The organism is Paracoccus sp. (in: a-proteobacteria) (genome assembly GCF_047973135.1).
GTDB lineage: Bacteria > Pseudomonadota > Alphaproteobacteria > Rhodobacterales > Rhodobacteraceae > Paracoccus.
In genome coordinates this window covers 1-2,303 of the sequence record NZ_JBKEBL010000147.1, presented here as the reverse complement: position 1 = coordinate 2,303, position 2,303 = coordinate 1, and the positions used below count along the sequence as shown (strand labels likewise).

The window sequence follows — 2,303 nt, the reverse complement described above, 5'->3', positions numbered from 1 at the left end:
TGCGCGACGGCGGGCTGTGGGGCAAGGATTACGGCCTCTTTACCCGCGACGAATGGCGGGCGCTGGTCCGGGCCGCGCGGGGCGACGACGCCATCCGCGCGCGTGTCGAGGCGGCCTATCCCGACCTGCCCACTGCCGGGCAGACCGAGGATATGGTGGCCGAGCTTTATGCCGATTGGGCGCAGCACCTGCGCGACGATCCGCCCGGCCTGCTGCGGCAAGCCCTCGCGCGCATCCGGTCCTTTTTCCGCTACCTGGCCTCGGCCCTGCGCGGCGAGGGCTTTCACGACGCCGCGCGCATCATGGAGCGGCTCGCGGCGGGCGAGATCGGCGGGCGCGGGCCGGGCGGGTCCGGCGGTGGACATGACGGGGGGCGTGACGGCGGCAGGCGGAAGGAACAGCGCCCGGAGGACGAAGCGGCATCGCTCTTTGCCGCCGATATCATGGCCCAGCTTGCAGGCGAGGACGAGCGGTTTGCCTATCCGCGCGCCACGGCAGGCAGTCTCACGCGGATCTTCGCCGAAATCGACCCGACCGTGACCTTTCTGGGCGAGACCGGACGTGTGGATGAGGCAGAGGAAAGCGGTGCTGACCGACGTTATCTGCTGCGCACCGGCAAGGGAACCGATTTTTACGTCTACGAGACCGACGATTCCGTCTGGATCGACGTGAGCCGGTTGGGCGAAGGTGAGGGCGGCAGCGGGATTTATGCGGCGGTTGGCGATTATGCGGCCAATGCCCGGCTGCAATTCATCGGCGATCCGGCGGGCCTGTCCGATATCGCCCTCAGGCGGCGCACCGACGCGATGCTGTCCTCGGCGTTCAAACATGCCAGCACCGATCACCTTACCCCCCACCAACGCCAGCTTGATGGCGACAAGGCCCTGGGCGTGCCGCCTTTGCGATGGACCAGGGGCGACACGCTTGCTAACATGGCCGCGCTGATTGAGGTCAGCACCGCCAGCCTCGCCCATCATGTTCCAGAGATCGTCCGTGCCCGATACGACTTCGCAACAAGAACCTTCCGAACGTCTAAAGGCGAACGCATTACTGATGGAATGCTTAAAACTTGGTCTGCCCATTCAAGAGTGCGAGCGGCAGGCGGAGGGTACCGAACGCTTAAAAGAAGCATTCTCCTCAACACCCTTCTACGCGCAGAGGGCGGCCAAAGATCCGGATTACTGGAGCAAGCTCTACGCCAGTCGCGTCAACTGGTAGAGCACGGCGGCCTCGCCGAGGTTCTTTATCAGCGCGACATGCCCTTGCTTCGGGATGCGATGCAATCGGGTCGGGCGAAGGCGGCGGGGCTGGTCAGCCGGGACTTCTGGCGCAAATCGCCCGAGATGTTTTCGGACTGGCTGACCGACGCCATGGGCAAGGACCGGCGGTTCAACATTCTGGGCGCGGTGCCGGGCCATCCGCTGTTCGCGGAACTGGGCCGGAACCTGCCATCGGCGCAGGCCTATCTGAAGAACAAGCAGGACATGGACGCCATGCGCAACGACTGGCAGGCCCGTGCGGCTGCCATGGTCGATCGCTGGACGCGGACCGGAAAGAAGGATCCCAAGGCCAATGAGGCGCTGATGGATCTGATGCACAGAACCACGCTGGCCGGGATCGACCCCAGCCGGAGGGATGACTGGTCACATACCCATGCGCAAAGCGCCGCGCGGATCCTGAAGGACGGGCGGGCCAGCCCCGACCGGATCGCCTGGGCCAGACAGATCGAGCGCGAGACAGCGGCCCATAAGGCCGCCTATGCCGATCTGCGCGCCGCCTGGGAGGCTTTGCCGGGGGAATTCCGCGAACTCTATCGCGAGGTCCGGGACGAATACGGGGCCATGGCCGACAAGATGGATGCCGCGCTTCTGGCCAATATCGCGACGGCCAACCGGATCGCGCTCAGGCGCGCCGAGCGGGCGCATCGCAAGGAAATGGCACGCATCCGTGACGAGGGGCTGGACGGGATGGAACGCATGGAGGCCATCGACAAGGCGGATGCCGGTCTGGCCAGCGCCCGCAAGCGCGCGGCGGCGGGTCAGGCCGCGCGCCTGGCGCAGATGCGGCAGGCCTTTGAAAGCAACCGCCTGTCCGGCCCCTATTTTCCGCTGTCGCGCTTTGGCACCTATTTCGTCACCCTGCGCGATGCCGATGGCAGGGTCGTCTCGTTCAGCCGCTTTGCGAAGAAGGCGCAGCAGGAGGCGTTCATCCGCGAGATGGAGGGCCGCCCCGGCCGTGTCGAACGCGGGGTGCTGGGCGAAGGGGCCGATCTGCGCGGCATGGTTGATCCGCGTTTCGTGGCC

General features: G+C 66.1%; 1 protein-coding gene. It reads left to right on the top strand.

The genetic code is table 11. The features are described 5' to 3' along the window. Positions 1–2,303 (top strand): hypothetical protein (locus ACK5L9_RS11230; RefSeq protein WP_416911552.1); only part of this gene is annotated, 2,303 nt, incomplete at both ends.